The organism is Dyadobacter bucti, assembly GCF_005869225.1.
Classification (GTDB): Bacteria; Bacteroidota; Bacteroidia; order Cytophagales; family Spirosomataceae; genus Dyadobacter; species Dyadobacter bucti.
Map to the genome: position 1 here is coordinate 411,500 of NZ_SWFP01000002.1, position 22,009 is coordinate 433,508.

At 46.9% G+C, this 22,009-nt stretch carries 17 protein-coding genes; 5 read left to right on the forward strand and 12 right to left on the reverse strand.

Features of this window, described 5'->3' with window-relative positions:
• Positions 1 to 20: 20 nt before the first annotated feature.
• Positions 21 to 1,166 (reverse strand): GDP-mannose 4,6-dehydratase, encoded by a 1,146-nt coding sequence (gene gmd / locus FBF61_RS07000; protein WP_138476488.1) that lies wholly within the window; start codon positions 1,164 to 1,166, stop codon positions 21 to 23.
• A gap of 46 nt (positions 1,167 to 1,212) precedes the next feature.
• Positions 1,213 to 3,588, reverse strand: a complete 2,376-nt coding sequence (locus FBF61_RS07005; RefSeq protein WP_138476489.1) for a GumC family protein — start codon at positions 3,586 to 3,588, stop codon at positions 1,213 to 1,215.
• Between the two features lie 867 nt (positions 3,589 to 4,455).
• Between FBF61_RS07005 and FBF61_RS07010 the strand changes: the two genes are divergently transcribed.
• Positions 4,456 to 5,871 (forward strand): T9SS type B sorting domain-containing protein, encoded by a 1,416-nt coding sequence (locus FBF61_RS07010; RefSeq protein ID WP_138476490.1) that lies wholly within the window; start codon positions 4,456 to 4,458, stop codon positions 5,869 to 5,871.
• 88 nt (positions 5,872 to 5,959) lie between these two features.
• Here FBF61_RS07010 and FBF61_RS07015 read toward each other — a convergent pair whose 3' ends face one another.
• On the reverse strand, positions 5,960 to 6,166 hold the full coding sequence (locus FBF61_RS07015) for a hypothetical protein (protein WP_138476491.1): 207 nt from the start codon (positions 6,164 to 6,166) through the stop codon (positions 5,960 to 5,962).
• 128 nt (positions 6,167 to 6,294) lie between these two features.
• Positions 6,295 to 6,507, reverse strand: coding sequence for a hypothetical protein (locus FBF61_RS07020; protein WP_138476492.1), 213 nt, complete (start codon positions 6,505 to 6,507; stop codon positions 6,295 to 6,297).
• A gap of 299 nt (positions 6,508 to 6,806) precedes the next feature.
• Between FBF61_RS07020 and FBF61_RS07025 the strand changes: the two genes are divergently transcribed.
• The gene (locus tag FBF61_RS07025) at positions 6,807 to 7,196 is read left to right on the forward strand and encodes a response regulator (RefSeq protein WP_166444444.1); all 390 of its coding nucleotides are present in this window, start codon (positions 6,807 to 6,809) and stop codon (positions 7,194 to 7,196) included.
• A 385-nt stretch (positions 7,197 to 7,581) separates the two neighbouring features.
• Here the strand turns inward: FBF61_RS07025 and FBF61_RS07030 are convergent, their stop codons facing one another.
• Genes FBF61_RS07030 through FBF61_RS07040 form a run of 3 tightly spaced genes read right to left on the reverse strand, consistent with a single transcriptional unit; the run spans position 7,582 to position 10,011 of the window.
• Positions 7,582 to 7,908 (reverse strand): hypothetical protein, encoded by a 327-nt coding sequence (locus tag FBF61_RS07030; protein WP_138476494.1) that lies wholly within the window; start codon positions 7,906 to 7,908, stop codon positions 7,582 to 7,584.
• An 18-nt stretch (positions 7,909 to 7,926) separates the two neighbouring features.
• Positions 7,927 to 8,847: a sugar phosphate isomerase/epimerase family protein gene (locus FBF61_RS07035; protein WP_229214945.1), complete on the reverse strand. Its 921-nt coding sequence runs from the start codon at positions 8,845 to 8,847 to the stop codon at positions 7,927 to 7,929.
• 6 nt (positions 8,848 to 8,853) lie between these two features.
• Complete coding sequence (locus tag FBF61_RS07040; RefSeq protein ID WP_138476496.1) at positions 8,854 to 10,011, reverse strand: Gfo/Idh/MocA family protein; 1,158 nt, start codon at positions 10,009 to 10,011, stop codon at positions 8,854 to 8,856.
• A gap of 467 nt (positions 10,012 to 10,478) precedes the next feature.
• Here FBF61_RS07040 and FBF61_RS07045 point away from each other — a divergent pair, with 467 nt between their 5' ends.
• From FBF61_RS07045 to FBF61_RS07055, 3 genes are read left to right on the forward strand one after another with little or no spacing between them, the layout of a single operon-like run.
• Positions 10,479 to 12,239, forward strand: coding sequence for a hypothetical protein (locus FBF61_RS07045; protein ID WP_138476497.1), 1,761 nt, complete (start codon positions 10,479 to 10,481; stop codon positions 12,237 to 12,239).
• Positions 12,239 to 12,961: a hypothetical protein gene (locus FBF61_RS07050; RefSeq protein WP_138476498.1), complete on the forward strand. Its 723-nt coding sequence runs from the start codon at positions 12,239 to 12,241 to the stop codon at positions 12,959 to 12,961. Before FBF61_RS07045 ends, FBF61_RS07050 begins: the two co-directional genes overlap by 1 nt.
• Positions 12,962 to 12,963: 2 nt before the next feature.
• A complete protein-coding gene (locus FBF61_RS07055; RefSeq protein WP_138476499.1) occupies positions 12,964 to 13,206 on the forward strand; it encodes a hypothetical protein in 243 nt (80 codons plus the stop codon).
• A 113-nt stretch (positions 13,207 to 13,319) separates the two neighbouring features.
• Here FBF61_RS07055 and FBF61_RS07060 read toward each other — a convergent pair whose 3' ends face one another.
• The 5 genes from FBF61_RS07060 to FBF61_RS07080 form a co-directional block, all read right to left on the reverse strand.
• On the reverse strand, positions 13,320 to 15,425 hold the full coding sequence (locus FBF61_RS07060; protein ID WP_138476500.1) for an SGNH/GDSL hydrolase family protein: 2,106 nt from the start codon (positions 15,423 to 15,425) through the stop codon (positions 13,320 to 13,322).
• Positions 15,426 to 15,488: 63 nt separating this feature from the next.
• The gene (locus FBF61_RS07065; RefSeq protein ID WP_138476501.1) at positions 15,489 to 16,403 is read right to left on the reverse strand and encodes a RagB/SusD family nutrient uptake outer membrane protein; all 915 of its coding nucleotides are present in this window, start codon (positions 16,401 to 16,403) and stop codon (positions 15,489 to 15,491) included.
• Positions 16,404 to 16,460: 57 nt separating this feature from the next.
• Positions 16,461 to 17,021, reverse strand: a complete 561-nt coding sequence (locus tag FBF61_RS07070; RefSeq protein ID WP_166444445.1) for a RagB/SusD family nutrient uptake outer membrane protein — start codon at positions 17,019 to 17,021, stop codon at positions 16,461 to 16,463.
• A gap of 42 nt (positions 17,022 to 17,063) precedes the next feature.
• Entirely contained in the window at positions 17,064 to 20,459 is a 3,396-nt protein-coding gene (locus tag FBF61_RS07075) for a SusC/RagA family TonB-linked outer membrane protein (protein WP_166444446.1), read from the reverse strand.
• Positions 20,460 to 20,509: 50 nt separating this feature from the next.
• On the reverse strand, positions 20,510 to 21,517 hold the full coding sequence (locus FBF61_RS07080; protein WP_138476504.1) for a FecR family protein: 1,008 nt from the start codon (positions 21,515 to 21,517) through the stop codon (positions 20,510 to 20,512).
• Positions 21,518 to 22,009 lie beyond the last annotated feature (492 nt).

Here is a 22,009-nt window from a genome sequence, read left to right on the forward strand (position 1 = left end):
CCAATAAGTAAATACTCAGATTATTCGAAATAATTAAGAACGCCAAACCCTTCTTTCATCAATAATTTATCTTTCTGGAACAAACGCAGGTCGCTTGTCGCCATATCTTCGATCAGAGTCTCCAGCGTGTAGCTTGGTTTCCATCCCAGTTTTTCTTTTGATTTGGTCGGGTCACCGATCAGCAATTCTACCTCCGTCGGGCGGTAATATCTCGGATCTATTTTCAACACCGGCGTGCCTACTTTCAGGTGCTCGCCTTCGGCGATACCCAGTTCAAGCAAACGGACCGAGTTTACGGACGCGATCGTACCTACTTCATTTTCCTCAGTTCCCTCAAAAGCAACTTCCACGCCCAGGAATGCAAATGTCTGGCGGATAAATTCACGGACACGGGTAGTAACGCCGGTTGCAATCACAAAATCCTCAGATACTTCTTGTTGCAGGATCAGATACATTGCCTCCACGTAATCCTTGGCATGTCCCCAGTCGCGCTGTGCATCGATATTACCCATATAAAGGCAATCCTGGAGACCCAGAACGATCTTCGCAGCCGCACGGGTAATCTTTCTTGTTACAAATGTCTCCCCTCTTAAAGGCGATTCGTGGTTGAACAAAATACCATTTGAGGCAAACATTCCGTACGCTTCGCGGTAGTTGACTGTGATCCAGTATGCGTACAGTTTTGCAACTGCATAAGGCGACCGAGGATAAAACGGCGTACTCTCCGACTGCGGCACAGCCTGTACCAAACCGTACAATTCAGACGTGGATGCCTGATAAATCTTCGTTTTTTTAGTAAGTCCCAAAAGTCTCACAGCCTCCAGAATCCGGAGTGTTCCGATACCGTCCGCATTGGCAGTATACTCGGGCATCTCAAAACTAACCTGTACATGGCTCATTGCTGCAAGGTTATAGATCTCATCAGGCTGCACTTCCTGAATGATACGGGTCAGATTCATCGAATCCGTCAGGTCGCCGTAATGAAGAATAAACTTCGCGTTGTTCACGTGCGGATCCTCATAAAGATGATCGATACGTTCTGTGTTGAAGAGCGAACTTCTGCGTTTGATACCGTGTACGGTATAACCTTTTTTCAATAAAAGCTCACTCAAATAAGCGCCATCCTGTCCTGTTACGCCGGTGATCAATGCTACTTTGTTTTCCATATTTATAATTTAATAAGAGTTGAGTTTAAATCGGAAGCGTGTCTGACTAGCTTTTCCCAACCAGTTTTTTGATTCTTGAACCAAGGTCACTACCTTTTGATTTATCATCTTCCGTGTAGTATCCGTAACCATAACCGCCGTAACCGTAACCATAGCCGTATCCGGCACCGTAGTTCACACCATTGTAGATAACAGTCAGGTTCGCGAAACGTTTTCCTTTACGAAGGTCCGCTATGCGACGGAGATGGCCGAGCAGTGTATAATTGTGACGTACCACATATAAAGTAGCGTCCACATAGTCACCGATCAAAGCCGCGTCCGTAACCAGGCCGTACGGCGGGGAGTCGATCAGGATGTAATCGTACTGAAGACGGAGTTCCGTGAGCAATTGTGCCAGGCGGCCGTTTCCCAGGAGTTCTGAAGGGTTGGGAGGCAGCGGGCCGGATACCAGTACATCAAATTTAGGATGGACACCGGTTGACTGGATCAGATCGTTCACATCAGCCTGGCCGATCATGTAATTGGACACCCCGGCTTTGTTGGAAACCTGCAAACGATCGTGCAAGGATGGTTTTCTTAGATCCATTCCTACCAGGATCACCTTTTTGCCGTAGTATGCAAGGCTGGCGGCCAGGTTAATACTGATAAAGCTTTTACCCTCACCCCCTACCGACGACGTAAACATCAATGTCCGGCAGCTCCCGTCGCCCAGGTATTTAAGGTTCGTTCGCAATGCCCGGAATTGTTCGGCCACAGCACTCCGGCTCGTCACCTTAATGATCGATTCCGTCACCGCGCCCTCAACTTTCATCTGGCCTATTTCACCAATAACCGTCAGGTTTGTCTGTTTTTCAATTTCCTCACGCGACTGAACCGTGTTATTCAGCATAAAAATGAGGTTAATGAGCAGGATCGGAATGACAATCCCAGCTGCCCCCGCACCCATCCATACAATTGAACGTCGGGGTTTCAGCGGTACAAACGATGTTACAGGAGGGTTGATCAGGCGGCTGTCTGTGACCGTTGAGGCATATCCCAGAGCAGTTTCTTCTCTTTTCTGAAGCAGGTAGAGATAAAGGTTTTCCTTGATCGTCTGCTGCCTCTTAATACCTACAAATTCCCTTTCCTTTTGAGGAATGCTGCGCAGTCCGGCAGAAAAGCGCGTGTTAATGCCTTCGAGGTTTTCTTTGGTCACGACCATTCCACGGCGCAGATTCTGCACGTTGTCCTTGATCGCCTGGCGTGTTTGCGCCAGCTGCGTATTAAAAGTTCCAAGCAATGGATTGTTTGCGCTTGTTGTGCGCGCATAACGTTCTCTCTGCAGGTCCAGCTCATTAAATTTGTTCAGCAACGACACCAGTACGGGGTCATTGATCATATAGGTTGCAGGAGCGGCAGTTACATTACCCGCAGCCGAGCTTTCAATGTAGTTGTCTACACTTTCAAGGATTTTGATCTGGGTATTGACCTCGTTCAGCTTTGCATCATTTTCCTTGATGTTTTCAAGAAAAATCTGCGATTCCGCACTGATATCCGTAAGCCCCTTCGACGTTTTGTAGGTCTCTACGTCCTTCTCAACATCTCCGAGCTCGCCGGTGATCAACCCGAGACGGGTTTCTATGAACTTAAGTGTATTGCTGGCTTCGGTGTTTTTATCCATCAGGGAAGTCTGCACGTAAGCATCCAGCAGCGAGTTGAGCACATCCTTTCCACGTTCCTTGGAAACATCCTCATAGGAAAGCTCCAGAACAGTACTTTTTGTATTCGGTTGCAGGATGGTCAGTTTGCTGAGCATATTCTCAACCAGACGCGCCTGATCATAAAAACGCACATCAACTTCTTTATAAGGCGAACTCACACCTTTTACCACAGAGAACACGCCCCATTTATTCTGCACCTTCTGCCCGAATTCAAATTCTTTGCTCTCAGAGTTAAAAGTGTAGCGGTTATCAGATTTTACATGGATCGTCAGGGGCTCTATCAGCCCTTCTTCCGTAATAATTTCGGGTTTCACCACCACCGGGCTTTGCTTGTAAAGATTAACCGTTTTCAAGCCATCCTTTGTAGTGTATGACAAATCCAGTTTCAGGTTTTTAATCACCTGTTCCATCAAAGGCAACGACCTGATCACTTCCGTCTCATTTTCAACCAGCTTGTTTCCCCCTATCTGCGACAATTCGTCCAGAACATCGCCGGAATTCTTGCCCAGGCCTTTTTGCTGGTCCTTGATAAGGATTGTAGTTTTGGTGACGTAGGTAGGAGAAGTAATCTGAAGGTAATAAAATGCCGCTGTCAGCGACACCACCAAAAAGAACGGGAACAGATACCAGTACCTGAAATACTGGCGGACATAATCGTAGAGATTAAAGTCCTCATCTTCCGCTTCATTGCGCTTATCAATAGAATGATTGGCTTTGTTCATATGAATTGATGAAATTTTAAAAAATTACTTTAACAGAATGTGTGTGCATGGGATCAGGCTGCGAAACGGACCAGGATGACTGCTGGTAGGGAACCATAATGCCGGGTGGTGTGCTCAGTGTGAATTGCAGGAAAGTACCGCTCCTTGGTAATGTGCAATAATTTTGAGATGAAATTGCTTGTCGTCAAACGTAGATGTATAGGCCGAAAGAGTACCTGCTGGCAATACTGCCACAGCGATGTAGAATATTCATGCATAAAAATAACGTTGAATCATTCGCAAGAAGCGCTAAAACCGATGTAAAGTAAATCAATTATCTTATTAAAAAAACTATTTGCATGAATATTGAGCAAATAATTCTATACTCACATGTAAAATGATCTCGCAAAATTCATGTCGCACAAAAATATTGATAAAAAATTATATTTCGATATTTGTCGCAAAAAAATGTAGAACATCTTCTACTCGTTTAACTTTTCACCCGAATAGTCCATTATTTAAAAAGTTATACTTTTTTGAATGATCTCCGAAAATGGGAAGCGTCGCGCCGGTATTACCCGGAATTGCCCAGGGTATCTGCCCTTTTTTTCTACAACCAGCCTGCACAAATGAAATTTTCAGAAATCTGATTCCTGTTTTAAGGCGCCCAAATGTTTTGGCACTATTTGACTATTTTTTAAAAATATACCGCTATATAATTGAAAGCAAAGTACTTATCTGTAAAATTCCGACAAAACGGATTGCGAGTTTTCCTGAAAGCAGCTACCTTGCATACTACATTACAAGTAGAAGTAATTATAAAATCATACCAACTACCTCTCCATCTTCCTCCTGATTTTCAAATGTCATCAGCAATCATCCCTGTCCATGAAAAAAGGAAGACGACTACTAGCATGGCTGCTGCTCATCTTGCTCTGTGGCAGCGGGGCGACAGGGCAGAGCAGCAAACGGGAAAACAGATGGTATTTCGGTACCAATGCCGGTCTTGACTTCTCTAACGGAACTGCCACTCCCCTCACCGATGGTGCCTTGCGGACACTGGAAGGCACAGCAACCATGTGCGATGAAAACGGAGAATTGCTGTTTTATACCGACGGAAGCAGTATTTGGAACAAGGCCCACGAGCCCATGCCCGATGCAACCGGCCTGGGTGGAAACACATCTACCTCACAGGCTGCCGTCATCATTCCCCAGCCGGAACACCCTGACCGGTACTTCGTATTTTCCGTAGCTGCCAAAGGCGGCCCCGGCGGACTCCAGTATGCAGTTGTGGACATGAACATGAATGAGGGCCTGGGGGGCATCGTCTCCAAAAACCATGTACTGCTCGCCCGCGTATCCGAAAAGCTTACTGCGCTCAGGCATTGTAACAACACCGATTTTTGGGTGATTGCGCATGAAACCGGCAACAATTCTTTCAGATCGTTTCAGGTTACCCGTGAAGGTGTGAACGAAAAAAGCGTGGAAAGTATAACTGGTTCGATACATCAGGAAGGCCTTTATGCCATAGGCTATATGAAGGCGTCGCAGGACGGAAGAACAATTGCGCTGGCACGCTTCGATGATTCGGCTTTTGAAATTTTCAGATTTGACTCCGAAAGCGGACTGCTTTCGGAACCTGTTTACTTAAAACACCCGGACTTTGAGAATGCTTATGGGCTGGAATTTTCCCCCGACAGCAAATATCTCTATCTCTCTGCTGGCAGAGAGCCGCCACGCATTTTCCGGGTGAGCCTTCCCAACTCCTATTCTTTGGCCACGATCATTGGCAGCAAAGTAATTCTGGGTAGCATTCCCGGCTCTTTCCCGGGTGCGATGCAACTTGGGCCAGATGGCAAAATCTACGTTGCGGCGGAAGGGCAAGGTCACCTGGGCGTCATCAACCACCCCATGCAAAAAGCGGAAGATGTTGGATTTTCCCCCTCCGGAATAGATTTGGGCGGGCGCAAAAGCCAGCGCGGGCTTCCCAATTTCATGATTTCGCGCTTCAATCCCGGTGCTTGCATGGCGCGCCCTCTTGCTCCTGATATTTTCACTCCTAACAATGACGGCATCAACGACACATTTCACGTGTCAGTCGCTGACGGCATAATGATACGGCTGGATATTTACAACAAATGGGGGAATCTCTTATACCGCGACCTCGGCAACAACCCGCATTGGGATGGAAAGTTCAACGGTGCGGATTGTCCCAATGATGCTTATACGTACATACTGAAATTCAAAACCTCCGAAAACGAACGCATCCAGGAATACCGAGGCTCGGTGATTATTGCGCGTTGACATCCTCAAAGTCATGCTCCCGATCGGCCGGAAGCGGCCGGCCTCCGATCACCAGTTCAAAATTTTCAAAAAGCCTCACCAGATCCTTTTATTGCAACCGAAAGGCGTTTGCAAGGCCCGCCTCGGCCTCCAGGTTTGAAATAGCGTCGACTGTCAGCTCCCAAAGTCGCGCTTCCAGCTCAGGCGGGCAACCATTCTGACTGAAAAATTCCTTTACCAGTGCACTTAACATGCTGAAATCGACCGGCAGCTCATTGGTGACCAACATACCTTTTAATTCTTGTTGTGTGTCCATAGATTTGATTGTTTTAGAGTGACAGAGGTAAGTCGCCCGGAGCCGTCAAAGTGTATCACTTGATGCTCCGGGTCTTTTTATTATTACTAAATTAGTCGGATTTTCCGACAATTCTTATTCAAAAAAATTCAATTCGGTTTAAAGCTAACGACAGTTTTTACATTGATTTCACCAAATTCTGCTAAGATATCTTTCATTCGTTTCTCAGAAATACCTTGGTTATATGTGTAGTCTTTCCATGCAGTGGTTAACTTCCCCTTTTTTGTTGCTGGTGGCAACGATGGATAAATATTAACCAGAAACCATTTAAAGGCTTCTTCCACTGATGCAAATGTTTTCATTTACCAATGCACTATTTGTCGGAAAATCCTGCAAATAATTCAATCACACATTTTGTGGATTTTCATTTTACCCAGCCCGGAAAGTCGGCTACCTGAAATGCAAGATATGCCGGCGTTTGCACTACCGGGCTTCGGCTATCGCTCAGCCGGACAAAGAGGCGGCTTATTCGTTTTAATTCCACAACAATTGTCAGAGTGAGCGAAGCCGAACTCCCGGTACGGCTGATTTAAAAAGCAGACCGTCACAAAATTTCGTAAATTGTGCTTTGCTACTACCTAACCCTTCAATGATTCCAAATATGGAAAAGATCGTTTATCTGGTCGACGACGACGAGGATGACAGATTCATTATCAAGGAAGCTATTAAATCTGTGGATGAGAGCATCATTGTGATTGAAGCGATCAACGGTGCCGATCTTCTGAAAAACCTCACAAGCCATGATTGCCCGAGGCCCGGCCTGATCGTCATGGACATGAATATGCCGGTCATGAATGGTCTGGAAACCCTGGAAGCGATCAGGGCCAACCCCAAAACAGCCCACTTCCCGACGATCATGGTTTCAACCGCCTCTGACCCCTTCTTGCAATCCAATGCCGCCCAAAGCGGGGTATCCCATTTTTACGCGAAACCCAGTTCATTCAAGGAATATATCAACCTTGTGAACAAGCTGGTAAAGTTGTTTCAATAAGAATATCCATTTCTTCAGACACTAGGCACAATCACGCCGACCCGCCTCCCATTTCTCCTACGCCCTTAAAATCGTTTTCGGAGATCATCCAAGTGTTCATCGGAAAGAACTGATGCCCCTCATACCATTCATTACGAGTGTTTTGCCAACGTTTATGAAAGGTCATTATCGTTGTACACTCATAAAAACTCAGCCAACAGGAAGACGACGCAAACAGTAGAAGTTAACAGTTTGAAAGCCGTTGAAAGTGTCAACAAAACAAACGGAGCTGACAACATCATTCAAAAAGTAATGGATGATAAGAAGGCCGTTAAGAATAAAGTACTTTGCATACTTGATAGAAACGTCGGGTTATTTTACCAGTTAATCGCAAAAGGGTATTGACCTACGCCTTCATATCAATCCCATATCTTTTAAAAACCTCCGTAATTTCCTGACGGGTCGGGTTAAGGTACTGGCGGTAAAGTTCGCGGATATCTTTCCAGAAATGATGACCTTCGCTGGTGCGGTCCCAGCTATTGAAAACAGTGATCAGGAAATGCTTCGGCGTCTTGCTGCCGACCACGTAATCATCGATTATACACTGGTCCGCCATGCGTTCACCCAATCCGCACAGCGGAAATTTCTCCCGGTACAGTTGCTGCTTTTCTGCTAAGGTCATTCTTATATGGCCTGCCGGAGCGCTTTCGGCAGTGATTTTTTGTAGCTGCATAGGTAAGAAAAAAATCCTTCATTTGTAGGTTTTCAAAGCGGCTTTATCGCCCTGCTCAGCGAGGATCTTTTTCAGCCCATTGATATTCATGGTGAGGCCGACTTCGGCGTCCGGGGCGGTATCTTCGTTGATAATCCCGACCGGGCCGCGGTACTTACTGTCTCTCACGATTTTGATCATTGCCGCCTCGGCATCTCCCTCCCCTATGGGTACCACTTTAACCGGGCTTCCTTTTTTCAGGCCCATCAGGTTTACTGCGTACAAGTGAGGAAGGATTTTTGGAAAAAACCCGGCAAAATTATCCAGGTCAGATTCGGCATGGTGCAAATTGTAGACGATGCCGATATTCGGCTTTTTAAGATAGCTGATCACCTGCAACTGATTTTCGGGATCGCCATACCAGCCTCCGTGGTTGTAAAGTCCAACCGAACAACCGATTTCCGCGGCCTTGTCGGCAATGTAACTGACTGGCTTTGCAATCGCTTTTACCTTTTCTTCCTGTGACATTTTATCCAGGTCCTTAATCCCCGTTACCATGCACCAGATCTCCGTCTTCACACCCTGCCGTTTCAGTACATCAAAAATAGCCGCCAGATTTTTATCGTTTTCAGGATTGGGGCCAGAGTTCAGCCAGAAGGCCTGCAATTTGATATGATGCTTTTTCAGCGCCTCGATCTCCGCATCAAAGGTGGGAATGTGTTTTTCACGCCAGTCGTAGGCGAGCATGGTAATGCCCAGCTTGTTGAGCATTTCAGCTCTTTCCACCGGGCCACGGTTTTTGACGTCAAAAGGAACAATACACCAGGCTATCAGGTTCTCTCTCGCGTATATGTTATCCGTTCCTTTTATTTTCTGCGCCTCAACTTCTCTTTGCTGCACGCAAAAAAGGAGAACAAAAACGAACATGATACAAGGCCTACCTGAATTTCCTGGTTTCATAATATCTTAAAGGATGATCTGTTTCTTTTCTTCCGCCGACCTGAGACCTGCGTCCAGTACTTCGGTAATTTTAACCCCGTCATAAAAATTTGGCTCAATGGTTTTATTTTCCTCGATGGCGGTAATAAAATCAGCCACAGCATGCACAAAAGAATGCTCGTAACCGATAATGTGTCCGGCCGGCCACCAGTGTCCGGCATAAGGGTGCACGGCTTCGGTAGTCTGGATGGTCCTGAAACCCTGCGTGCCTTCTTCATCCTGCAGGGAATAGTATTCCAGTTCGTTCATGCGTTCAAGGTTGAAAGTCAGGCTGCCCTTGCTTCCGTAAATCTCGAAAGTCAGGCCGTTTTTTCTTCCGGTGGCAAACCGCGTCGCTTCAAAGGAACCGACTGCGCCGTTCTTGAATTGAACCATCATCAGGGCAGCGTCTTCAACGGTTACCTCCCCTTTATCTGTACCGGCAACTCCTGCTTTCAGGCTGCCGGTAGTCGCCTCGTCGGCCAGGGGGCGTTCCTTTATAAAATTAGCTGTAAGGCACGAAACACTGCTGATCTCCCCCACAAGGTAGTGAGCCAGATCCACCGCATGTGAATTGAGGTCCCACTGCGGGCCTGCCTGAGCGGTTTCTTTTTTAAGCTGCCAGGTGAGCGGAAAATTCGGGTCCACGATCCAGTCCTGCTGGTAAGCGCACCGCCAGTGAAATATCCGCCCGATCTTCCCGTCCAGGATCATTTGTTTGGCGTAGGAAATCGCCGGGGTCCGGCGGTAATTATGGTTCAGATAGTGTTTGACTTTATTATCTTCACACACTTTCAGCATCTCTTCCGCCTGTTTCAGGTTCATAGCCAGCGGTTTTTCGCAGAAAATATGCTTGCCTTCCTTGGCGGCGGCCATTGCCATTTCATAGTGCAAATTCTGGGGCAGAGCGATGTCTATAATGTCGATATCAGGCCGGGCGACCAGTTTTTTCCAGTCAGTCTCCGTTTCTTCCCATCCCCATTTTTCTGCAAATTCTTTCAGTGAAGCTTCATGTCTGCCGCAGGCCACCTTCAAAACCGGCCGGGCGGGAATATCAAAAAACAAAGGCGCTTTTAACCAGGCATTACTGTGCGCCCGCCCCATAAACTTGTAACCCGCAATACCAATATTCAACTGTTTCGCCATAATCAAAAAAAATGTTACACCTGAGAAAAGTGCCAGGCGGTAGCGTTTTACTGGGTTAATTTTGAATGACTGAATGATTGACTAGGGAATTGGGGGAATTTGGAATTAATGAATGAGCGATTGATTGAATGGGGAATAATTGAAGTGGGGACAAAAGGGATGAAGGGAAGAAACTTATGATAGTAGCACACTTTTAAATATTTAAAAAAGTATTAAATGTATTATAAGTATTATAAGTATTATAAATGTTAACCAGCCAGTTGGTCCGACTTCGCTCACCATGGTATTCATTCATTCATTCATTCATTCAGTCATTCACCCATTCACCCATTCACTCATTCACTCATTCACTCATTCACTCATTCACCCATTCACTCATTCACTCATTCACTCATTCAAAATTCCATTTGCGTTCCCGCACGGAATCAACTATTTTGTAGATCAAAATCTCTTCCCGCCCCCTGCTTATGAAATGTACTTTACTAAAAGTATTTCTAACCCTGCTTATTGTTTTGCCCACATGCCTGCTTCGCGCCCAAACCGGGTGTGATAACCTGCCTGGCGACAAGTATTTTGGCAAAGCGAAAATCACTGTCAAGCTCGATTATTTATCCAACATTCCCGAAACCGACGTTCCGTTCGACCGGTGGTTTTATCTTCAGAAGAAGGTGCCCAGCAGCGTCAGGATTTCAGATGTAGCCTTTTCCGAGCCGGTTCAACGGGGTGGGACGACTAATTCGGAAATCCTGTGTTTTGACCAAAAACCTATCAAGGACGACGAAGGATACGATTCTGTAACAATCCTGATTCCGCCTCTGAATCCCAATTCAAGATACGAATTGGCGTTTCTCAGCAACCTGGACGACGGACGGAAACAAAAGTTCCTCGAGGTATTTCTGAGCATCAGCGCCAACAAGCCGGATACGACACTGAAACTTTACCGCTTATATGGCCAGGAGAAAAAGAACCGGAACAAACAACCCACCATCAGCGATTTGAAGAATTATTATGATCAACATCTCAAAGAAAAAATAACGAAGTACGAATCAGAGACAAACGAATATTCGAAAGGCCTGATCAAAAAAGAAATTTTTGATATTCTTGACAAATCGGCACTTAAGGACACAACCAGAAAAATGCCGGCATTTGAAAAGTCGTTGCTTACCAACAAAATATATTTAATGCGTTTGACCTCTATTCTGATAGATTATTATATCGGGAATACCGAAGAGGCTTATTTAAGGTTCAAACGGCTTCATTTTGAAACCAACACCACATGGACCGATTTCGAGAAGTTTGTTAAACATCAGCTTAACAAACAAACGCTTCTGACAGAAACGGACAGTACAAACCTTACCGCCGAAACGATCAACAGCAGCTTGATTATCACCGCAATAAGGGATAAAATAAAAGACGGCGGACCATATAGCGACTGGCAGGAACTGATTTCAGTAATCGAAGATCAAATTGCCAAAAACAACGAACTTGCCAATGTATCCTCCTGCCTTGCCTGGGATAAAATCCGGGAAGCTATTCACATCAGGATCGCTCAGAAAGACCAAAAGATCAACTGGCAGGCAGCGGAGCAATTCCTTGATGCCACATTTGCCGACTACGCCGGCTTTGGCTGTGAAAAATACGGTCGGACAAGAAAAATCATCTCAGATCTGGCGGAAGTGAACAAAGAAGTAGAAGTTACCCGGACCGTCGACATTTTCCGGATGGCATCAACCGAAAGCCTGGGCGTACAGAATTTTGATTTCAAAACCAGGAATTCATACCGCCTTGTCCCCGACTTCGGTTATGTGGTGTATGGTTTCAGGCCGGGGACATTTTTTGGAGGAAGTCCGTATGTGGGCGTAGCGTATAACCTGCGATCGTTCGACCCGGATATTCCGCTGAACAAAATACGATCGGCACTCGCATACCATGAGTACCTCTCTTTTAACATCGGCCTGGCGTTCAGTTCCGTGGCAAAAACCGACTATCGAGATGATCTGCTGGGAAACAGGAATCTGCTGACAGGCATGGGTATACGGGTTACTCAGGGTGTGAAAATAAACCTTGGAACGCTCTGGTATAACCGCCTCGACGACAATCCGTTGATCGACCGCAAAAAAGTCAGAGGTGTATTTTATCTTGGATTCTCGCTGGATTTCAGATTACAGGAGTTGCTGGGGGATTTTGCCGGTATATTTTCAGGAAACTTTTTACCTAAAGGAAAATAATGAAAACCAACTCCATATATATCCTGAGCGTCTTTTCCCTATTGCTTTCGTGCTATAAGGAGGAGCCCGTAAGCAAAGAATCGATCATCATCGGATTTACAGCGCCGGAATCTGTTCCCGCAGATGGAAAATCGGCCGCTGCTATTGAAGTAAAAATCCCGCCAAAAAGCGCCGCAGATCGGAGAACAGTTACTTTCAAGACTACCAGGGGCATTTTTGAACAAATCGATAAAAACGAAACAACCGTGAAAGCGGAATTTAACGAAGCCGGGGAGCTTGTCGCCAAAACCAGCCTCAGAAGTACCGTTTCTGTGGAAAATGCGCTGGTGACTGCTGCTATTGGCGGCATTACCGACAGCACGACGATCCGCTTTGCAGCGGCTGCCCCGGACGATATTCTGCTCCACACGGATAAACAGGCCATTTATCCCGGATATGAAAGTGAGGCTACTGTGAGCATTATTTTGATTAGAAACATAGGTAAGGTTTCTGAAAAAGCACCGGTCACTTTTACTGTTGCCGATGAAAAAGGGACGATCCTCAGCCATGAAAACAAAATCTATATCCGGAACTCAAACCTCCTGACCGACGAAAACGGAAAGTGTAGTTTTACACTGTCCGTAGGAAATTCTGCCTACCTGGGTAAACTCAGAATAGTGGCAAAAGCGGGCTCTATCACCAGCAAAGAACTTTTTATCTATTCAATACCTAAACCAAAATGAACATGATGAGGAACATAGAATCGAACGAAAAACTGAAGAAAGAAGCAATCGGGTTCAACAAGGAGCTAAGTGCACTGCTGAAAAAGTATGACATTCTAGACGAAAAAAAGCTGAATTTTCGCCTCAATGCCTACAAATTTGCTTTTGTCGGCAGCCACAATAGCGACTGCCCCGAAGAATGTAAAGAGGTCATCAAAGAAACAATTAACGGCGTGACCAAAATTACTGTCATTTGCCACTGCTAAAACCAATAGTGATCTTTGAGTTTGTTGCCAAAATCGAATCGATCTTGCTGCTCAACGGAATTTCAGTTGTACCGTTCATCCCCGAAGTTGATCGCGGAGAAAATTTGGATTTTTTAACCTGAATGGCCGGCCCGTAATTGCATCAGCAACGCAGCCGCCTCCTTGTTTTCACGGTCGACAGCCAGGATTTTCAGGGCATATTTCGACACCCCTTCCCGGTTTTCCATTTTGAGATACGCCTGGGCGATCTCGTTTAAAACGGCCACATTGGAGGTATCTGACGACATTGTTCTTTGCAGGGCAATGATCTTTTCTGCATAATCCTTCACAGGTTTCAGGTTGAAGCCCGAACTATTATTGGCGATGGCATAGTCGAGATAGGGAATAGCCTTTGCGGGTTGATCCTGTTTTAAATGCAGCACAAAAAGATACCTTGCGATATCAAATGAGGGCGCGAGGGCAAAGGCCTTTTGAAAATAATATAATGCGTTCTTCTCGTCTTTCAACTCCCCGCACAGCATGGCAGATTTAAGATAAAGCTGCGGGTCCGACGGATATTCGAGGATCAGTGTTTCCACGACAGTCAGGGCCTTTTTGAAATCCCGGCTTTGGGAATAATGATCATACAGCCCATCCATGGCATCAGACCATTGAATTTTCCGGTTAGCCAGTTCGTAACCCAGCTTTTCTTCCAATGTCCTGATCGCAAAAGTACCGGCTTGCATGGATTCGGTAAAAGGCCAGCTGTTTTTCAGCTTCACGATCTTGTAAACGCCCGCAAGCGAATCGGCCGTGGTAATCGGCATCAGCCTGAGCAAATCTTCTAAACCAATTTCCTGCCGGTCTTGGGTATCGATCAGTTGTGCGCTTTTCAGCGTTTTGTAAAACACATCTGACATCAGCGCATATCCTTTCAAATCGGGATGGACATGTTCGAGTATCAGGTTTTCGCCGATCATACCATGGGGCGAAACAGCTTCAAAAGCGGCTTTGGTATCTACCAGACGCGTATTCGGATATTTCGCGCAAAGCCGGGTAAGGATGGTATTGAATTCTTCCGGCGCCCGGAAACGCAGACCGTCAAGGTCTCTGGCTTTGGAAAAATATTCCTTCGCCTGCGCAAAATTCCCGCTGTCATATGCGAGCTTGCCGAGATAATAGTTGCAGGAAGCATTGACATTGTAAATCTGATTGGCAGCTTTCAGATATTTGTACGCAGCCTGTTTATTGTTAGTATTAAATGCTTTGATCCCGAGATCGTAATTCAGGGAAAATCCGGGGAATTTCAGGCTGTCCACCGGGAAACTTACGAAGGGTTTCAGGTCCTTTTCGTTGCTGACCAGATTGCTGATAAAAACAGGTATATGATTGTTTTTGAAAAGGTTAAGCGTTTCATCCATATTGGCCCTGAACTGCTCCACTCCCCTTTTATACAAAGACGACTGATAGGGGATTTTCTGATCGGCAACCATTTGCTGCATGCGCGTACCCTCCGGAACAGGCTGCTTTTTTTGCAAAAGACCGGCTGCTTTTTCATATACATTGGTCATCAGCTGCACGATCCGGAACTGGCGCAGATATATGATGAGGTTGACCAGATCAGGACTTCCCCCCAGATTTTCCGTAGAGCCTACGCCCAGAGCGCCGTAATATTCGTTGTGCCCGGCATAGATCAGCACAGCATCCGGCTCGTAGTTCACTACCTCTTTGGCAAACCCCAAAACAGTGTAAGAATTGACCGCCGTGAGGGAAATATTGATGATCTCGAAATTCCGTTCGGGAAAAGTGTGCGTGAGGCGGTATTGGAGCCATCGGTGAAAAGACCCGTTGTGAAAATAAGGGTAGCCGATAGTCGTCGATTCCCCTAAAACAAAAATCCTGAATGTACCCGATTCTTTTTTCTTTCTGAACAATTCCCGGTTTCCGGTCGTAGCGTTTTTCTGGTTCACAAAATACCTTCTGGAAGCATCGGGGCTCATCACCAGAAAGTTTTTGTCCCCCGCATATTCTTCGAAAAGCGCCGGGTCATACCCGTAGCCGGCAATCCTCAGTGCGACTTCAAGAAGCAGTAAGAGAAAAAAAGGGATCAAAAAGCTGATTGTTTTAAAAATCAGGATTCTCTTCGACCTGCCGGCTGCATCCTGCGGCACCGTTGTCTTTCTTTGGGAATGTCCGGCCATCGGGAAGTGTGAAACTTGGATAGAAAGTGCAGTATGCAAAATAGTTTAACCATACCTCAAAGGCATGATTAAACTACTTGTGCTATCGGGATATGTTGATTTTCAATACCCTTCATTTTGAACCCATTTCGGGTTCCGCGTCATTTCATTGAACGGTATAGGCGCCAGATATTTCTGACTGAAATTCGTCGAAGCAGGGATAGGATTTTCCAGCGGGCTGCGTTCAGCAACGATTTTTGGCAACAGTTGCAGACGGACTATATCAAACCACCGTACCCCGAACTCCCCGGCAAATTCGTATGCCCTTTCATAAACCACCGAGTCGCGGAAGGCTGCGGCGGATAGTCCTGTTTTCAGGTTGGGCAATCCGGCACGTTTCCTCACCTGGTTGATCGCATCATAGCTCGCGGCCGTAGGTCCGCCCCCCGCCATTGCAGACGCTTCGGCATAAGCCAGCAGCACCAGCGGGTAGCGAATGATGTCGTAGACTTTGTTGGTGCTCGGGTTAATGGAAAGGATAGCAGTCTCTGTTTCGCTAACTCCGTCACCGTTCAGACCTGCCCTGAATTTCTTGTAATAAGGGTGCCCTGCATGTGTTTCAGGAGAATCCCAAGGCACTAGCTTGAAAGTTTTACCGTCGGGCTGGCGGAGCTTGAGGGTCGTGTAAAAAGTATCGTCCGTCCGTTTGCAAACAGGTGCTTTTTTATAAAAGTTAATCTCAGGATAATAATCATCCCAGCCACTTGAACTGTTCACAGCTACTTCATCCAGCGGCACGCAGGATGATCCCGAACTGCGCAACGGCAGTCCTCCGTTCACATTATACTGTAGCCCGAATATAGATTCCGAACTGTTATTAGTGGTAAAAACGGTTGCATACGGCGTATTCAGGTTGTACTGTCCTGATTGGATGATTGCATCTGCTTCCGTCGCAGCAAGTGCATAATTGCTCGCCTGGTTCAGCGGCCAGCCAGTCATACTCAGGTACACATCCGCCAGCAGCGAACCGGCCGCCATTTTGTTGGCTTTGCCAGGTTGCCCCGGGAAAGACGCAGGCAGCAGTTCTTTCGCTTTTTACAGGTCGTCAATAATCGCCGCATATACTTTTTCAACCGGGTCTCGGTCCGGGCGGTCGTCCACGTCAATAGGCGTAAGAATCACAGGCACAGGCCCGAAAGTCCTTACCAGGTAATAGTAACCCAATGCCCGCAGAAAATAGGCCTGCCCTGCCGACTGATTTTTCAGCTCGTCCGTGGAAGTAACCTTCCCGTAGTTGGCGATCACATTATTGGCCTGATAAATACCCTGCCATGGTCCCTGCCACTGCGCTACCATGCTTCCGTTGGCACTGCCTCCGCTGAGCCGGTCGAAAAGGCGGAAATCTTCTTTGTTCAGTCCGGGATCGGTAGTAAAATCATCCGATCCGAAATAAGATGTGCTTCTGTTGGTAAACCCCCAGGCACCGTCTCTTGCAAACTGAATATATATGGCGGATACCGCCCCGTCCAGATCGGACTGGGTCTTGAAATAGGTTCCCGGCGTCAGGTTCGCCTTCGGGTCTTCTTCCAGATTCTGGCATCCGGAAAACAATCCGAAGACCGCCACTGCTGTTAGTATTGAATATTTTATGTCCATAGTATTATGTTTTAGCATGATATGAAACTGACAGCCTGTTTTTTAAAACCCTACCCTTAACCCGGCTGTGTAGGTTTTTGCATTCGGAATTACACCCATCTCCAAGCCCTGTGTGATGGCATTGAAACCGTTTGATACCTCTGGGTCATAACCCGGATATTTCGTGATCATAAACAGGTTCTGGCTGCTCACATATACTTCCAGGCTGCGCAGCTTGATTTTGCTCAGCACCGAAGTCGGGATTTTATAAGCCAGGGAAAGGTTTTTAAGTTTGATGTAGCTCGCATCGTATACATACCTGCTGCTGTTATTGAAATTTTTGCTGGTATTGCTGAAAGCAGGATTGTCCGTTTCTTTTTCAGCGGTCCACATTTCAAGCGCCTCGGTGGTAGTAGCATTCCGCTGGTCGCCCAGGCCTCCCCACAGATAAGCCAGTGTTTGCGAATAGATCTGGTTTCCGTGCGTTCCCTGGAACATGAAGCTCAATGTGAAATTGCCGTAGCTTACATCATTGATAAAACCGAATGAATATTTCGGCGTTCCGTTCCCGATCGACATTCTGTCTGTGGCTGTGTAGGCGTGGTCACCGTCCACGTCGGTATATTTGGCATCTCCGGGTTTCATCCCGTATAATTCCGCCTGTTCGGCCTCGCTTGTTTTCCAGGTACCCAAAAACTGGTAGCCGTAAAATTCGCCCAGAGGCCTTCCTACCCGCAAAATAGATGCACTGTTTCCGGCTGACCCGACTCCGTTGACAATCACATCATCCAGCCCGCCCAGGTCAACTACTTTGTTACGGTTAAAAGAGATGTTGAAATTACTGGTCCATCTTAGCTTCCCGGTCGAAACTGGAGTTCCGCCCAGCGAAAACTCGATTCCCTTGTTTTCGACACTTCCGATGTTCCTCAGATAATTTCCGCCACCCATGTAAAAAGGCGCCTGGTAATTATACAGCAGATTGGTAATGTTCTTTTTGTAGGCATCCGCAGTAAAAGTAAGCCGGCCTCTCAGAAAAGATGCGTCCAGACCTATGTCATATTGTTCCGTAGTCTCCCATTTCAGGTTTGCAGATACCGGTGACCCGAGCGGGGTGGCGACACTGGCCGTAGTTCCGTCGTAATAATATGCTGGCTGCCCTCCACCGGTTGTGATCTGCGCGATGGTCGCGTAAGCGCCTACCGCCTGGTTACCAGTCTGACCGTAACTTGCACGGAGTTTCAGATCCGAAAACAATGTAGAGCTTTTCATAAAATCCTCGTTCGCCAGATTCCAGCCCAATGCCACAGAAGGAAAAGTACTGTATTTCTGGGTTAAGTGCGACGAACCGTCGGTACGCACACTGGCCGTCAGCAGATATTTATCTTTATAAGAATAGTTCACCCGGCCCATGTAAGACTGCAACCCGTCGGCAGAGTAGCCCGAAGAAGTCTGCTGGGTAGCACCCAGACTCAGGTTATAATAGCCCAGCGAATAGGACGACAGGTTATTGGAACGTGCATTGATATTGGTATTCTGACCGTTTTGCTGCTCGTAAAGCGCTGTGACCGTCACGGCATGATCTCCGAAATTTTTCTTGTAGGTCAGGAAATTGCTGTTCTGGAAAAATCTTCCTTTCGAAGCATTTCCTTCCGCATACAACACGCCATTCCCTGTTCCGGGACCATACAGATTCTGTCCGAACTGGGATGATACCTGGTAGGTGTTAATGGTCGTGAAAGTCAGTCCTTCCAGGATTTTGTATGTCAGGATCGCGGTACCGGTGATATTGGACGAGCTGTTGTCGGCATGCTGACGCGTTGCCCGGGCAATCGGGCTATACTGGATGGAACCATACGGTGCGGTAAAATTGAATTCGCCGGTAGCCGGGTCGCGGACAGGAGTCGTAGGATCCCATTCTGTGGCTTGAGTAAAAGGGTCGGTCAGGTCACCGGAGTAATTGTTGTTCCGGCTGCTGGGAAGTACCGTTGCGATATTGAATTTCAGATCGAGCCGGTTAGTCAGCTTGGCATCAATGTTTGCCCGCAGCGTGGTCCTTTTGTAATATTGATTCAATATCAGCCCCGGCTGGTCCAGATAATTGGCCGAAAGCAGATACCTGATATTCGACGATCCGCCGGAAACATCAAGCTGGTAGTTCTGGATCCAGGGTTCGGTGTGCAATTCATCCTGCCAGTCGGTTCCTCCGCTTGCACGCAGCGCATTTAATCTTTCGTCGGAAAACGCCGGCGGATTACCGGTTGATGCAAACTGGGTATTTACCGTTCTTGCAAAATCATAGGCGTTCATCAGGTCGAGCTTGCGCGGCATGCTGGCTTTGCTGAACCACGTACTGAAATTAACCCTCGCCTTACCTTCCTGGCCCGTTTTGGTAGTGATCAAAACCACACCATTTGAACCTCTGGAACCATAAATCGCTGCGGAAGATGCGTCCTTTAATATTTCAAGTGATTCAATATCATTGGGATTGATGGATTCAATGTTTCCGCCCACAAACCCGTCAATCACATAAAGCGGTTCGTTGGAGCCTGTAATGGAGTTCGCTCCCCTGATCCGTACATTCAGGCCACGCCCCGGCTGGCCACTTGAACTGGAGACCGTCACGCCGGAAGTAGTACCCTGCAAAGCCTGCTCTACCCGTACCAGCGGTCTTTTGGCAATTTCTTTGGCAGAAACCGTACTCGACGACCCGGTTACATCACTTTTGCGCTGCTCCCCATAACCAACTACCACCACTTCTTCCAGGCCTTTTTCGCTGACGTTCAAGGTTACGTTTAAGGTAGTACGGCCACCCGCAGCAATTTCCTGGCTTTCATACCCCACAAAACTGAAAACCAGCACGGGATCATTGCTTCCATCAGGAATTTCAAGACTGTACAGCCCTTCGGCATCCGACGTTGTACCTCTTTGTGTGTTTTTCAAAACAATGCTCACACCAGGCAGCGGATCATTTTTTTCATCGACAACCTTACCTTTGATAGTGATCACTGCAGGGGCGGTTTCACGTTCAGGACTCTTGTAGTTCACCTCGCGTCCTACCTCCGGCTCCGGCTCTACAACGGGCTGAAGCGTCTGTCTGATAGCCTGCTTAAGTTCTTTTACAGACCCTGAATCTGCATCTTTGGGAAAGATCGCATAAATTTTCCCATGCTTTTTAAAATGAAGGCCATTGGCTTTCAAAACCCTTTCCAGCGTTTCATCGATGGCCTCACCTGCCTTGTACTGATATTGTACCTGCAATGATTTAATCTTTTCATTGTGGTACATAAAATATACAGAGTGTTTCTTTTCAAGATCTCTCAGCACCTGATCGAGGCTCCGGTAAAGCGTCTGCGACACCTCCCCCGATTTGGGTGCTTGCCCGCGTGCAAATATCTGGGCATCCGCGGCGGAATGGCAAAAACAGATCAGTCCCAGCATAAGTAGGTTAATCTTTTTCATGAGCATTCATTTAAAGTTTTGGTATAATGGTTCATTTGAAGGTTTCTTGATCATCTGGTATTGATTGTTACATCGTCTTGCTGTCGGGTTATGGTTACGGGTAAAATACTTTCGAGCGCATCGAGGAGATCTTCCATATCGTCGGTGGGTACGATGCCGGTTACTTTCTTGAGGCGTAAAGAGTCGTCGGCAATGGTGACGGTTACGCCATACGTTTCCTGAATAAGAGCAGTGATATCTTCTAGGGAGGTGTCGTTTAAAGTCCAGCGGTTGTTTTTCCAGGAATAAACCGGGGAAACATCCGGTACATGGCACATAGAAAGCTTCTGACTTTTGCTGGAGAAATTAACAAGATCTCCCGGTTTCATCCGGATTTCCTTTTCCCTGCCTTTTTCGTTCAGGTACAGGTGCACAGATCCTTCGCTCAATGCTACGTGCGTCTGGTCTTTCCGCGTGTTCACATTGAACTGGGTACCTCTTACTTCAATATTCAGGTCCTGCGTATGCACAGTAAATTTGACGGGCCGGCCGTCCCTTTTCATTTTACTGACATAGAAAAATGCCTCTCCCGTAAGCCAGACTTCCCTTTCCCTCGGCTGTCCCCAATCGTCGGAAATCCGCAGGCGGGAATTTGCATTCAGCGTGACAAGCGATCCGTCGGGAAGAAGTACACGCCGCGATTCCCCGTATGCAGTCCGGTAGGTCTGGTTCCGCACCTTTTTGTAGAAGTAGCCCCCGAACGCAACAATAAGAAAGGCAACGGCCGCAGCAAGCTTCATCCAGAACTTCGCCTTGCCGAGCGGCAGGATTTTGGGTTGTCTGCCACTTTCAATTTTCTCCCACATTCGGTCTATGGCAGCAGATGAAGGAGGTACCCCGTCTTCTGAGGATGCGAGCAGGACCAGCTGGCGTGCCATTTCGATATCCTTGCTTTTGTATGGATTGTTACGTAACCAATCCAGCCAGAAAGCCTCAGTTTCAGGATCAGGTTCCAGCACCCAGCGACAGAAAAAAGCGTCCAGCGCAAAATCCTCTGGTTCAAATGACAAATAATTCATAGAAAAATCTATTTTCTCCTCTTATTCATCAAATGGGGGAAATCGGAACAGATTACCCCAGGAATTAAACTTTTTTTTGGAATATTTAAATTTTTTGAGAGAAATGGTTGATTTTCAATGGCATTGTTGGCTGGATGTCACCCCGTCGGGGTTACGGTTCGGATCCAATCTAATTATCTATAATAATTTCATCCCTTCGGGATTATTTGGGCAAATGCTTCTGGAAAAGAACAACAAAAGCCCAAAGGGCTGAATTTTTTGTAACAGAACTGACGTAGCAACTTGATTCAGAACCCCGTCGGGGGTGACATCTGGCCGATAAGTGCCGAGCAATTTCGTTATCGCTATGCGGTCAAACACCGTGTGACGCCCGGATGTAGCTGAAAACTACGCCCAACTTGAGAAATGGTTGATTTTCAATGGCATTGTTGGCTGGATGTCACCCCGTCGGGGTTGCGGTTCGGATCCAATCTAATTATCTATAATAATTTC